The organism is Cellvibrio zantedeschiae (assembly GCF_014652535.1).
Classification (GTDB): domain Bacteria; phylum Pseudomonadota; class Gammaproteobacteria; order Pseudomonadales; family Cellvibrionaceae; genus Cellvibrio; species Cellvibrio zantedeschiae.
The window spans coordinates 1,287,096-1,299,482 of the sequence record NZ_BMYZ01000001.1 but is presented as its reverse complement, the minus strand read 5'-3'; the positions used below and the strand labels follow the sequence as shown (position 1 = coordinate 1,299,482).

Here is a 12,387-nt window from a genome sequence, read left to right as displayed (position 1 = left end):
GAAGTCTTACAGTCACTTACTAAAGGATTCAGCATGACCAAGTATCTATTTACTCTTCTGTTCCCTACCGCTATTGATCAAAGCAAAGTCACCCAAGTAGGTTTTCAAGTTACCGGTGACCCAGCTATTGAACCGCCGCTAGCTCAAAACAAAATGCCAGCGCAAATTGACATAGGTGATACGCTTACGTTTACCTACCAACAAGCCAACCCTAATGTGACAATGGATAGCTGTTTGCTCACCCAATACAACGTCACTACTTCACAAAAAGAAACGGATCTGGATTTTAGCGATGACTTCGATAAACCTATTACAGTAACCGACGCTTGGGTAGGTTCTTGGGTATTCCATTTATTGGGGATGTATAAAACCAACGATACCAATGCAGCTTTTTACTTAGACCCTGAGGTTACTGTTAGCAATCAATAATCTCTACGGCGTTTTTCGGCTCGCACGTAAATTTTTAGAACAGAGTAAATTATTTATATTTACTTTGTTCTAAACTCATAAATTCCCGCTCAATTAAATCACACGCATCAACAATCGCAGCACTCTTGCGAACTCTTTCTGCATAATGGGCTAAGGCCTTAGACGTTTTACCTTTCCGTATCATATTGCCAATCATAGGAGCTACCTGCTCCGCCTTAAATTTCTCTGGCACCACATAGGTGCCCAAACCTAATTTATAAATGCGATCAGCATTATCTGGCTGATCATATTTAAGTGGGCGAATCAATTGCGGAATTCCAGCTTTAATTGCTTGCGCAGTTGTACCTATTCCACCGTGGTGAACAATCGCCAAGGTTTTTGGTAGCGCGTATTCAAAATCTATATAGCCCATATGAGCGCACAGACTAGAGCCCTGCAAAAATTCAACACCGATGTTTCCACCCACGAACAACCCCGGCACTTGCAATTGCTCGCAAATCTTTCGCCCTTCTTTAAACAAATCCTCCACATCTTTTACGCCTGTGCCAGATGTAAAAATAATGGGGGCACCCTGCTTTTCAATTAAGGCATCAAACTCACTTCGGCTACTGCTACTCGCATGGTTTAATAAAGGAAAGCCCACCATCTTTAAATTCCTTGGCCAGTCTTTCGCAGGCATTCCAAACCATTCTGGAAAAAAACCAATGTGCAATAGCGCAGTAGCTTTGCTTCGAAATGGTAACGGGCATCCTAAACGCTCACGTACAGCGCGATATGCAGCCGTGTGAGGCGCATTACAAAATCGTTTAAATTTTGCTTTGCGATTTCGCCGCAATAAAAAACGCATAATAAAACCGGGAATGTAAGAAGGAATTACCCAACTCGTAGGTGCAGGAGGTTTAAATGCTGAAAAAACAATATTTGGGGATAGAATAATATCAATAAACGGAAGGTTGAATTTTCGTGCAGCTACCCTTGCACCACTCTCTTCGCCTAACGCCAAAACTAATACTTTTTCGTTAGCCAGGCTTTTTACATAATTAAAAGCTGGCTCAAATGCAGGTGCATGGTAGTGCTCAAAATTGTCCGCGCGATTTGTACGCTCCCAGGCCTCCGGAGTGTTTCCCTTGTGGTATTGCTCAACAGTGCCAACGGAAACAAACTCCAAACCTGCCGCAACAATTCTTGGCTTAAAATAATCGTTCGATAAAAAGGCCACCGAAAAACCGCGCCGCTGCAATTCGATACCGACCCCAACCATAGGGTCAATATCACCACCGGTGCCGAGAACATAGATTATTATTTTTTTCATTGGGGATTCCGTAAAGGTTGACTACGCGAAAAATGTGACGCGCGCTTGGAAGGCTCTTAATGTAATATTTTTGATTGTTGTACAACACAGGATTTAATAGGGAGTCGTCATCCTCGCGCAGTGGGGACCCAGTTCGTAAAGAGTTAAATAAGCCGCTGGAGAATAGATTCGTGAGGAGGATGATTCCCTTCTTAATCAAATTTGAAAAATTTAAGCAGCTTTATGAGGCTTGTGCGTGATATCACCTTGACCAAGCAATAGTCCATCAATCGAAATGTCCTCATCTAATGCATCCCAGTGAATTCCGCGAGCGCTTAGCTCAAACTTTTCCAACTCGGCTTTGGGCGCATTCATTAAGCGTGGAAACCAAACCAACGGAACACCTAATGTACGACCATCACTTAAAAGTAACCACATATTGTTATCATCAAATGTCAGGCTTTTAGGCGAAATATTCATTCCACTTCTCCACAAAAACGCGCGGCTTCGTTCTGAATTATTGATCATCCCCGCAACGAACTATGCCAGTTCACTTCGCGCGAATATTTATCCACTTGATCAGCCACGTTTAACACCAGAGCAAACAATGCCATGCGCACGAGTACGCCGTTATCTGCCTGGCGGAAAATGGCGAGGTTGGGATTTGCGTTGAGGTCGTTGTCCAGCTCGTTGGCTTCTTCACGGGAATCACGTGGAAGTGGATGCATGATGACAGTGTTAGGTTGGCAGTGCTCCGTGTAAATACGTTGATTCAAACGGTAGCGGCCGCGGTACATATCCGCTTCTTCTTTATTGCCAAAACGCTCTTCTTGAATACGCGTTGAGTAGGCAATATCAATGTCAGAAATGCTGTGGGTTAAATCGTCGGTGATGGTGACTTTGTTGCCCGCCATGCGCAACTCTTCAACAATATATTCCGGCATTGCCAATTCTTTGGGCGATATGAGTGTGAGCTGGATATCGCTAAATAAACTCACCAATTTGCACAGGGAGTGAACGGTGCGGCCGTGTTTTAAATCGCCAATCATGGCGATACGTAAGCCATCTAAGCCGCGCCCTTTTGAACGCATTTCTTTGCGAATGGTGTACAAATCTAACAGCGCTTGCGTAGGGTGTTCGTTAGGGCCATCGCCACCGTTAATCACGGGCACGCGGCTGCCTTCGGCAAACTCGGCGACTGAGCCGCCTGCGGGGTGGCGCATGCAAATTACATCGCTATAACCCGATAACACGCGTGCGGTATCGTAAAGGGATTCGCCTTTGGTAATTGATGAACTTTCAAAACCTGTTGTTTCACGAACATTGCCGCCCAACAAGTTAAAGGCCGCACCGAAGCTTACCCGCGTGCGCGTACTCGGTTCAAAAAACATGTTGCCCAGAATTGCACCTTCCAGCACCCGCGTGACTTTTTTGCGCAGCGCGTAGGGTTCCATGGCGTCGGCCACGTCGAAGATTCGCTTGATATCAGCACGTTCAAATTGTTTGATGGAGAGAATGTGGGCGCCAGTAAAATTCACAGTGAGTCCTTAAAGCTGAGGGTGGACAAAAGGTAAGCTAGAAAAGCTTACCGAAATGAAGTGCAGGCATTTTAACGGCAGATGCGATTGGTACCAATGATTTTTATCATCAATCGCTGAATTAATGCCAATCCACAGGCGACAAGGGAATTCGGCTGGTATCGGCGATTTTCTCTTTAACCGGTAAAGATCGCCTTACTTTAGCCAGGGCCATTAGGGCTGTTGAGCGGTAGGTGGTTAATTTGCCGCCCATAACGGATAACACGCGAGGACATGCTTCGTTATCTACCTCGAACAAGACTTCGCGCGTGCGAGAGAATGCGCTTTGATCGCTGCGCGGTAAAACACGCAAGCCTGCAAAGCTATCGACCTGGTTCATATCAATGGATAAATGCGGGAAGTAATGGAGCAGCACTTCTAACAGGTAATCGCGTTCTGCTTCTGAACACTGTGCTTCTTCTGGCGCGCCGTAATGGGTTTTCTCGGTAGTCCCTAGCATTAACTTGCCCTGCCAGGGTAAGGCGAAGACTGCACGTTTATCTTGCGGAGCCTCCAGGTAGAAGTAATCTTTTAATAAAGGGGGAAGAATCAAATGGCTGCCCTGCACTAAATCCACTTTGGGCAAATACATATCTGGCTCAATGCGGGAAATAACATCGCTTGCCCAAGGCCCGGCGCAGTTAATCAGCACGCGGCAACTAGCCGTTTTGAAGCCGAACTCACTTTCAAATTCCACCAGGCAAGATTGGGAGTTCACATGCGCTTTTACAAAATAACCGGGAATTTCACACTCTGCTCCCAACTCCATTGCCGAATGTAGCACTGCGCGGGTAAGCGCGGCGTCGTCGGTTTGGGCTTCGTAATAGCGGAAAACAGCTTGTAGGTTATCTTGCTTTAGGCCATCCAGTTCGTTCCATTGTGATTGGGGAAGGCTGCGGAAAGTTGCATCTGGATTAAAGCCGGAGAGCATGGAATAAAGACTTAGGCCGGCGCGAATCGTTAGCGGACTGCGCTTGGCATCTTTATAAACGGGGATATGTAAAGGCTGTAGCTTTACCAGCTCTGGCGCCAGCTTGAGTAGAAGCGCGCGCTCGTGCAGGCTTTCGCGTACTAACCCGAATTGGGCACTTTCCAGGTAGCGCAAACCACCATGAATTAATTTTGAAGATTTGCTAGACGTACCAGCCGCTGGTGAGGATTGCTCCAAAACCAGTACCGTGTAACCTGCTGCCGCTGCTGCTTGGGCGACTCCCGCACCCTGAATACCTGCTCCTACCACGACTAAATCGTATTTCATCAAGTAGAGTCCAACCGGAAGATGGCCGAAGTGTAACTGAGTTTTAAGGGGAATAGAGGTTTTTAGGCAATAGTCGTCAAAAACTTCTATAAGTTTGGCACATCAAGCCACACTTGCCATCCAATTGCGATAAATTACAAATATATTTGGGAATACAACGATGAGCAAAAAAGGAGTATGCCCTCAATTTTTCAACCAATCGCCAAGCTTGTTTTGCCATAACTGAAAGCGAGCTGACAAACCGGCATTAGGTGCAGGTGTGAAAATATCCTCAGCCGTTTCACTCCCCCATAACTCGGGCTGCCCCGCTGCAAGATAAGCAATGCCCTGCAATGTTGCATCGGTATTTTCGCTGCGGTGAACTGGAGCTTCTAATAAGTCTGCTAGCTTTTGGCAAATTGCATCGGCATTGCTAATACCGCCGCTGATATAAATTTTTTGCGTTTTACCCAAGGAATCCATGAGCCGTACATTGATTACAATTTGAAAAATAATGGACTCTAACCATGCAAGAACTTTTTCGTCTGCCGAAAGATCTTCACTAAAACGCGATTGCACATCGGTTCGCCAATAAGGTGCGCTTAATCCACCTACTGCATTTAAAAAATAACATTCCCGTGTGGGAGCAAGTGCGAGTGATTTATTGATTTGCTGTGGCGTAATATTCAGGTTAGTTTCTTTTTCGATGTAGTCAATTGCAGATGCAGCACCGTTTACCGTTGCCTCCCATGCGTACAATGCTTTTTGAAAGTCGCTTGCAAAATCTGCGGCGTAACAGACGGGTGATGAAACTTCTACACTATTTTTTGGTGAGGTATTTTCCGGAATCCACAGAGGGCTTACCAAAAGTCCTTCGGGTGCGATTAACTTTTCGCTTACACGCTGAATAAACGCGCCAGTCCCTATATTGACGTAGCACGCATTTTTATCAGGCAAACCACGCGCAAATAAAGATGCACCCTGATCGCGTGCGCTAGCTTTAAATGGAATCGAAATATTATTTACATCTATGTAGCCAAAATGGCTGTTGTGCAATTTGGGTGTTGGTAAAACACTTCTGGGGATTTGGAATAAATCCAACAAATGTTGATCCCAGGTTTTCGTTTGCAAATTCCACAACAAAGTACGCTGCGCGTGACCAGGGTCTACAAGATTTGTGCTGCATAAATGCCAAAAGATATAACTAACAATGGGGCCAATGCTGAGCGAATTATTTTTATAGGTTTGCTGGACGTGTGGATTGTGATCGAGACACCAGCGAATTTTGCTCGCGCCATAATGCGGTGACATTCGCAAACCTGTGATGGCTTGCGTTTGTGAATTTGTTAGTAGAGTTTCATCCAGATAATCTTTACCGCGAATATCTTGCCAACTTAAAACGGGTGACAAAGCTTCACCGGTTTTGTTATTCCAACATAAGAGCGATGACCCCTGCCCTGCAAAACCCGCAGCGAGAATATTTTTTACATCTTCCCCCATAAGCTTACGAATTTTATCAAGGCATTCTTTTATGCCGCTTAAAATATCCTGCGGATCTTGCTCTATATATTCCACACCATCGACAGATTTGCGATAGGTTGCACAAGGCGCAGAAAAACAATGCACTTGCGTTCCGCTAGCGGAATAAACGGCAACGCGCGAACTTTGGCCGCCCTGGTCTATAGCGAGAATGAGTGATTGGGTCGTCATAAAGTGGAATCGCAAGCCGTGAAAGGATATGAGTTAATTGAAGCATCGACACTAGCTCACCGCAAGACGAACTGCGTAAGTAAGGCGTTTTACGAACATAAAAAAAGCGGCCTAAGCCGCTTTTTGAAACCAATCGTTTTATTCGCCCAAATTGGGGTTTGGAATAAAACCGCCGTAAGGGAATTGCGCAATTTTATCGCCACCGCCTTTTACTTCGCTAATTTTTGCGGGGCCTTCTTTTTCAACTTCATCGATGCGCACTATGGCGTGCATAGGAATATAGGAGCGCTTTACGCCGGCGAATTCGTTTTTCAATTTCTCTTCTGCCGGGTCAATCAATACCTGGCTGCGCTCACCAAACACGAATTCTTCCACTTCAATAAAACCGTACATTTCGCTTTGGTAAATAGCACAGGCGAAGACTTCGTAAACCTGGTTTTGATTGAGGAAAATTACACGGTAAACGGGTTTTACTGCCATAAGACTCTCTAGTGAATACTCGGGTTTAACGGAAAAGGCGCGCAGAATACCATAAAACCACCGGTTTCTCGCGCACCCTTTAAAATCCTATTGAGTAGATTTTAGGCTTTTTGGTTCCTTGGCGTAGTTGCCTGGATACCTTGGTTGCCCTAGCTTGCACAGGTTTTTTCGCGCCCCAGTCCAATACCATTTAAACGGCGACCACGAGCCCTGCTTAAAGGCAGCAAACCCACAGTGCAGGCAAAAACGCTGGTGAACATGTCCATCCAGCTGTGGTAGTTCAAGATGTGCATAAGCAGCCCATAAGCTATCAGCGTCGATAGAGCGATCACCCAAGTTCTGGCGCCTTTGTACAAACACATAATCACAACCAAACAAAATGCCGCCGCTGAATGCGTAGAATAGTCTAGCCCCCAAGATGCCCAGAGACTCCAACGTGCATCTGCAAACATTAGGGCGTAAACAATCGTGACTGCGTAAATGAAATACAGCAAGTGCGCCCGATTGTTTTTCTTCCAGCTTCGGTATATCTCTAAGACTGCGACGAGCAGAAGCAAAGGCGTGTAGGTATCTGCCACAAAGTCGAGCCAGTAGATGGCGTTGCTTGAGAGATTTAAGGAATTCACGATTTAACCTTACGCAATATTATTGAGAGCCTTGCACACTAACAAAAAAGCCCGGCAAATTGCCGGGCTTTTTCACGCAAAATTAATAATGTTTATTTGCCGCCGCCCATAATGGCATCCAACAAGGTTGGGAAGGCCCAGGTATTAGTGTTGCGATTGAAAATCCCCATAATTTCCCCCTGGTTTTTGTTAGGGTCAAAGACGGCCATATTGCCGTTATCCCAGACAACAAGCGGGATTTTGTAGGTGCTACTTTTTTGCGCGTAATACTTGGCTTGCTTGATACGCTCGGCCAAATTGCCCTTATCAGTTGAACCCCACTCGCCCATGATGACTGGAATGCCTTTCTTCAGAAACTTGCTATCAATGCGGTTAAAAATTGCATCTATTTCTGTTTGGTCGGCGGCGCCAAAGGTAGTTACGCTACCCACGCCAAGATTAAGGGCGAAATTGTAAGACGTATAAGAGTGAACAGATAAAGCGACCATTTTGTCGTTGGGAATAACAACAGCGTTGAGTTGGTGTTCTGCAACGCCTGCGGTATAGCCGGGCATCATCACCAGGCGTTTTGCGTTATTGCCGCCCGTATTACGAATGGAATCCAATGCTGCTGCGTTTAAGCGATTAAGCACTGCAAAATAAGTGGAATCGTTACCCCACCAATCATCATCGCCTGAATCTGATTCTACTTTTTGATCGCGCGGTTCGTTCACTGTTTCGAAAATTACATGGTGATCGTATTTTTCAAAGCGCGTTGCAATTTGCGTCCAAAGTTTTTGCAATCTGGCTTTTGCGTTAGCTTCGTTGGCGAGCGTCGGGTTTTCCCAGCCGGTGTTGTGGTGGATGTTGACTATCACATACATGCCGTTGTCCAAGGCGTAGTTAGCGATTTCTTCTACGCGGGTCATCCAGGCTGCATCAATAGTGAAATCTGGAGATGCGCCTGTATGGTCATCCCAGCTCACTGGCAAACGCAACGTGTTAAAGCCGGCCGCTTTCAACGCAGTCATATTGGCTTTGGTTGTTTTTGGGTTACCCCAGTAGGTTTCGTCATCTATGGGGCTAGCCTTGTTGCCAGAAGCATCCATAGTATTACCCAGGTTCCAACCCATGCCCATTTCGCTGGTAATGTCGAAGCCGGTGCGCATTTGGCAAGACTTGTCATTTTCCAAACCAATGCCGTCTCCATCCGGATCCGAGGTTAACTTTGCACAAAATGTAAACCCTGTAGCAGTGCTTGAACTGGATGATGAAACACTGGAGCTACTTGAGCTTGAGCTTGAGCTTGAGGACGAGCTTGACGAGGATGAAGACGAGCTTGAGGAAGAAGTGGCCACAGCCGAACTCTGAACGGTTACTGGCGGCGTAGTGTCTCCACCTCCGCCTCCCCCGCCGCCACAGCCCATGAGGAAGATTGAGGTTACACACAAAACAGGTAAAAATTTTAATGGTTGCATAGCACGTTTACTCATTTGTTTTATGGATTTTTTGATGATTCTGGAGATATGTATCTAGCAGAGTTGCAAATGTAAAAGCCCAGGTTATTCATTATTAGTCAGGCGCGAGAATTTTATATGATATATACGCCCTACTAGGCAGTTGGCTTCGCTCTTTTACACTGTTTTACACGGCAGACAAGTATACAAACGCGGATTCGGGCACCCCGTTTAAAGCTAAATGTCCGGCTGCAAGCTGTTATACTGCCCGTCCTATTTTTTACCAGTTAAACAATTATGAATTTTGCCTCCCTTGGCCTTGCTCCAGAGCTACTTCATGCCATTAAAGTCATTGGCTATAAGCAGATGACACCAATTCAACAGCAGGCAATACCTGTCGCGCGCCGCGGTGTGGATATGCTTGCAACAGCCCAAACTGGAACCGGCAAGACCACAGCCTACGCGCTGCCCATACTTCAACAAATGCTCGACAAACCTAAAAGCGCTGAGCCTTTGCATCCACGCACCTTGGTGCTGGCACCTACCCGTGAATTGGTGCAACAAGTGGCCGAGAGCATTCAACAGCTTGCGCAATTTCTGCCTTTTAAAGTCGCCACCGCGTTTGGCGGCGTAAAAGCAACCAGCCAAGCCGCTAAATTGCGCGCAGGGGTAGATATCCTTGTGGCAACACCCGGCCGTCTTTTGGAGCATGTTGAATTAGGAAATATCAACCTCTCTAAAATTGAGTTCGCCGTTTTGGATGAAGCTGACCGCATGTTGGATATGGGTTTCGTCAACGATATCCATAAAATCCTGACCGGCATTACCCGTAAACACCAAACCCTGTTTTTCTCTGCAACCAGCTCGCCGCTAGTGACCAACCTGTCTAAACAGGCAATGAATAAGCCTACGCTGATTGCTGTATCCAAACGCAATGCTGTGGCAGACACCATTGATCATGTTGTTTATCCGGTAGATGACGCGCGCAAATATGAGTTGTTTGTACACTTGCTACGCAGCCAAAACTGGTATCAGGTGATGGCATTTAGCAGCACGCGTGAAGAAGCCGACAAACTTATCGCCGCACTTAAAGAAGACAATGTGGACGCTGCCGTAATTCACAGCGAGAAAACCCAGGGCTCGCGCCGCCGCGCGTTGCAGGATTTTAAAGATGGAAAGTTACAGGTGCTTGTGGCTACTGAAGTTGCGGCACGCGGATTAGATATCCAGGGCCTGGATTTTGTGGTGAATTTGAATTTGCCCTTCTTCACCGAAGACTATGTTCATCGCATTGGTCGTACAGGCCGTGCGGGCGCTAAAGGAACCGCTATTTCCCTTGTGTCGCCTGCCGAGGAATACAAACTCACCCTGATTGAGGATTTGGTGGGCAGCAAAATCAAACGTGTGCGCGTCAAAGGTTTTGATGTGACTGAATCACCACCACTGAATCAACGCAAAGTGCGCGCCGCACCAGCGCCGAAGAAGCCCGTAAGCCGTGCGGATGCTCCTGCAAAAGTACGTCGCGGTGGAGGCAAAACAGCCAATGCGCCCGCCAAAAAAGTGTATGCATCCAAACCTAAAACGGCTGCGCCTAAAAAGCCTAAAGCGTAAACCGAGCATTAAAAAAGCCGCCAAAGCTTCCCTTGGCGGCTTTTAAATCAATCACTTATATTCGATTATTCATCAAACATATCATCATCGCTATCCAGCTCATCTTCGCTAGATTCAGCTCGCTCACGCGGTGTACGCACTGCCGGGCGCGCCAAAATTTCCACATAAAAGCTATCGCCACCCGCTTTGGAAACCACGTCCATCTGCTTGGTGATTTCACCCAGGTGTAAAGGCTCCGCCACTTCGACGGTCGCGCCAAACTTACAATCGAATGCCCAATAATTTGCCCCTTGCGGTAGCGTCTTACGTTTCTCGCGTTTAACGTATTTGCGAACTTCGTGCTTAATGGCCTCCAACAGGCGGTCGCTGTTTTTGCCTTCAACATGGAGCTTAAACGTCTTTTTCATGGGTTACCTATTTTGATATCTAAACAAATTGGTCTGTATCTGTGTGACCGAATGGGTGTTCTGCGGGCGCGCATCTTATCACGCACGTAAACAATGCGCTGGGAATTCGGGAAGCCGTTCACGGAAACTAACGCATAAGAAGGTGACAAATAAACCTTTGGCGTGCATCCAAAATCAATCAAAATACGTCTTAACAAATAGACTTTTACACCTGCACCCAAAAAGCATAAAAACAATACTTCACGCAAAAGGAAACATTATGGGCAATGTTAGCTTCCTCAAAAACGTACCGCCAATACCTCCGGCACAGACGCAACCTAGAATCCTCACTATTGATGTATTACGTGGATTTGCGCTCTTCGGCATTTTGTATGCACACATGATTTTTTGGTATTCCGGTGGCCCATTGCCCGAGTACGTTTACACCGCCTATATGGATATTCCCAACGGCATCGCAACTGCGTTTAATTTTTTGTTTTTTAACGCCAAGTTTTTTTCACTCTTTTCGTTTTTATTTGGTTTGAGCTTTTACATACAAATAAAAGGCTTAACGGCCAAACATGAAAATGCAGTTGTACGTTTCGCGTGGCGACTTTTTATTCTTGGAGTGATTGGAGTTATCCACCACCTTTTCTGGCGTGCAGATATTTTAACCATCTACGTTCCTTTAGGATTCCTTTTATTATTTGCTCGCAACCTAAGCAATAAAACCACCGCGATACTGGCTGCGATTTTAATTTTGAACCTACCAACAAAAGTTATTGAAGCAATTTCGATCATTGTGCAAGGCAAGCCCGAATTTATTGCTGATAACTTCGTTGAAAATGGCGCAAAGTATTATGCAGCCATAACCCAAGGCACTTTTGCAGATGTAGTCGCTCATAACATTTACGCAATACAAGAAAAAATTGATTACCAGCTAAGCTCAGGCCGCTTCTTAATTACCTTTGGTTTTTTCCTGCTGGGCATGCTTGCAGGAAGATTAAAATGGTTTGAGGACATTGAAGCATCTCAACCCTTCTTTAAAAAAGTATGGAAAAAATCAGGACTTACGATTATTGCAGTTGCCCTTGCAAGTATTGCTTTTGGCATCGCCGTTAACGTCTTGGCAGTTGATGTTAAAAACGCGCCCTGGGTACGCTGGATAGGCGGATCGCTGGTCGATGTTTTTAATGCCAGCGTTACAATTTTTTATATCGCTTGTATTTCGCTGCTTATGTTAAAACCGAAATGGCACGCCCGTTTGGCACCACTGTCGCACATCGGCAAAATGGCACTTACTTCTTATCTAACCCAATCGCTCTTCGGCGTAATCCTATTCTTCCATTTTGGATTAGGTTTGTTCTTTATCACATCGCCTTCGATGAACGCCCTTCTTTGTTTCATTGTCTTCGGCGTGCAAATTGCGTTTTGTAAATTATGGTTACAACATTTTAATTATGGCCCTGTTGAATGGTTATGGCGCTCCGCCACCTACTTAAAATGGCAGCCACTACAAAAAAAGCAAAACCAGGAATTACCTCAACAAGCCTAGTCCGGGAAAAAGCTGCAGGGATGCAGCTTTATCTTGACTGAGATAAGGT

12 protein-coding genes are annotated in these 12,387 nt (G+C 45.9%); 3 read left to right on the top strand and 9 right to left on the bottom strand.

Annotation, left to right across the window (positions count from 1 at the left end):
* The first annotated feature begins 33 nt into the window (after positions 1-33).
* Complete coding sequence (locus IE104_RS05785; protein WP_189416639.1) at positions 34-429, top strand: hypothetical protein; 396 nt, start codon at positions 34-36, stop codon at positions 427-429.
* 49 nt (positions 430-478) lie between these two features.
* Here IE104_RS05785 and IE104_RS05780 read toward each other — a convergent pair whose 3' ends face one another.
* The 8 genes from IE104_RS05780 to IE104_RS05745 form a co-directional block, all read right to left on the bottom strand.
* Entirely contained in the window at positions 479-1,741 is a 1,263-nt protein-coding gene (locus tag IE104_RS05780) for a glycosyltransferase (protein ID WP_189416638.1), read from the bottom strand.
* Between the two features lie 210 nt (positions 1,742-1,951).
* Entirely contained in the window at positions 1,952-2,200 is a 249-nt protein-coding gene (locus IE104_RS05775; RefSeq protein ID WP_189416636.1) for a DUF2442 domain-containing protein, read from the bottom strand.
* A gap of 44 nt (positions 2,201-2,244) precedes the next feature.
* Complete coding sequence (locus tag IE104_RS05770) at positions 2,245-3,258, bottom strand: aspartate carbamoyltransferase (RefSeq protein WP_189416634.1); 1,014 nt, start codon at positions 3,256-3,258, stop codon at positions 2,245-2,247.
* A gap of 121 nt (positions 3,259-3,379) precedes the next feature.
* On the bottom strand, positions 3,380-4,555 hold the full coding sequence (locus IE104_RS05765) for a glycerol-3-phosphate dehydrogenase/oxidase (protein ID WP_189416633.1): 1,176 nt from the start codon (positions 4,553-4,555) through the stop codon (positions 3,380-3,382).
* A gap of 183 nt (positions 4,556-4,738) precedes the next feature.
* Complete coding sequence (locus IE104_RS05760; RefSeq protein WP_189416631.1) at positions 4,739-6,244, bottom strand: FGGY family carbohydrate kinase; 1,506 nt, start codon at positions 6,242-6,244, stop codon at positions 4,739-4,741.
* A 138-nt stretch (positions 6,245-6,382) separates the two neighbouring features.
* Positions 6,383-6,724 (bottom strand): DUF1820 family protein, encoded by a 342-nt coding sequence (locus IE104_RS05755; RefSeq protein WP_189416630.1) that lies wholly within the window; start codon positions 6,722-6,724, stop codon positions 6,383-6,385.
* A 149-nt stretch (positions 6,725-6,873) separates the two neighbouring features.
* Positions 6,874-7,350, bottom strand: a complete 477-nt coding sequence (locus IE104_RS05750; RefSeq protein ID WP_189416628.1) for a hypothetical protein — start codon at positions 7,348-7,350, stop codon at positions 6,874-6,876.
* Positions 7,351-7,442: 92 nt separating this feature from the next.
* The gene (locus IE104_RS05745) at positions 7,443-8,807 is read right to left on the bottom strand and encodes a glycoside hydrolase family 5 protein (protein WP_189416626.1); all 1,365 of its coding nucleotides are present in this window, start codon (positions 8,805-8,807) and stop codon (positions 7,443-7,445) included.
* Between the two features lie 276 nt (positions 8,808-9,083).
* Between IE104_RS05745 and IE104_RS05740 the strand changes: the two genes are divergently transcribed.
* A complete protein-coding gene (locus IE104_RS05740; RefSeq protein WP_189416625.1) occupies positions 9,084-10,397 on the top strand; it encodes a DEAD/DEAH box helicase in 1,314 nt (437 codons plus the stop codon).
* Positions 10,398-10,462: 65 nt separating this feature from the next.
* Here IE104_RS05740 and IE104_RS05735 read toward each other — a convergent pair whose 3' ends face one another.
* A complete protein-coding gene (locus tag IE104_RS05735; protein WP_189416623.1) occupies positions 10,463-10,804 on the bottom strand; it encodes a DUF6172 family protein in 342 nt (113 codons plus the stop codon).
* A 43-nt stretch (positions 10,805-10,847) separates the two neighbouring features.
* On the opposite strand from IE104_RS05735, the gene IE104_RS05730 reads away from it, so the two are divergent.
* Positions 10,848-12,338, top strand: a complete 1,491-nt coding sequence (locus tag IE104_RS05730) for a DUF418 domain-containing protein (protein WP_189416622.1) — start codon at positions 10,848-10,850, stop codon at positions 12,336-12,338.
* The last annotated feature ends 49 nt before the right edge of the window (positions 12,339-12,387 follow it).

Bases quoted from the DNA above. Each gene is read 5' to 3' on its own strand.
- IE104_RS05785 (WP_189416639.1), top strand. From the start codon at position 34: ATGACCAAGTATCTATTTACTCTTCTGTTCCCTACCGCTATTGATCAA.
- IE104_RS05780 (WP_189416638.1), bottom strand. From the start codon at position 1,741: ATGAAAAAAATAATAATCTATGTTCTCGGCACCGGTGGTGATATTGAC.
- IE104_RS05775 (WP_189416636.1), bottom strand. From the start codon at position 2,200: ATGAATATTTCGCCTAAAAGCCTGACATTTGATGATAACAATATGTGG.
- IE104_RS05765 (WP_189416633.1), bottom strand. From the start codon at position 4,555: ATGAAATACGATTTAGTCGTGGTAGGAGCAGGTATTCAGGGTGCGGGA.
- IE104_RS05760 (WP_189416631.1), bottom strand. From the start codon at position 6,244: ATGACGACCCAATCACTCATTCTCGCTATAGACCAGGGCGGCCAAAGT.
- IE104_RS05755 (WP_189416630.1), bottom strand. From the start codon at position 6,724: ATGGCAGTAAAACCCGTTTACCGTGTAATTTTCCTCAATCAAAACCAG.
- IE104_RS05745 (WP_189416626.1), bottom strand. From the start codon at position 8,807: ATGCAACCATTAAAATTTTTACCTGTTTTGTGTGTAACCTCAATCTTC.
- IE104_RS05740 (WP_189416625.1), top strand. From the start codon at position 9,084: ATGAATTTTGCCTCCCTTGGCCTTGCTCCAGAGCTACTTCATGCCATT.
- IE104_RS05735 (WP_189416623.1), bottom strand. From the start codon at position 10,804: ATGAAAAAGACGTTTAAGCTCCATGTTGAAGGCAAAAACAGCGACCGC.